The organism is Psychrobacter sp. GW64-MNA-CIBAN-0177, from assembly GCF_040309585.1.
Taxonomy (GTDB): Bacteria; Pseudomonadota; Gammaproteobacteria; order Pseudomonadales; family Moraxellaceae; genus Psychrobacter; species Psychrobacter okhotskensis.
Genome location: NZ_JBEOOY010000369.1, coordinates 1 through 260, shown reverse-complemented (window position 1 = coordinate 260; position 260 = coordinate 1). Strand labels below are relative to the sequence as shown.

Here is a 260-nt window from a genome sequence, read left to right as displayed (position 1 = left end):
GCCATCGGCTTTCCACGCTGCAGCTTTCGAATTTAAGGGTGTTCCCCAAGGTGCTAACACATAAGCTGAATAACCAGCAGCTACCGCAACTGCATCGGTTTTAGAACCGGCAATAGACTCAAAACCTAATACTGCAGAACTTTTTGTTGGTGCTGTTGGCGTGGTCGGCGTTGTTGGCGTTTCTGCAACGGTGTCATTGTCAGAGCCACAAGCACTTAATCCGAAGCCACCAAACGCCGTCATAGCACTAAGGCCTAAAC

General features: G+C 49.6%; 1 protein-coding gene. It reads right to left on the bottom strand.

From position 1 onward, the window contains the following. The coding region (locus AAEY79_RS15485) for a hypothetical protein (protein ID WP_352289428.1) at positions 1-243 on the bottom strand (243 nt) is incomplete at its 3' end. Between the last annotated feature and the right edge of the window lie 17 nt (positions 244-260).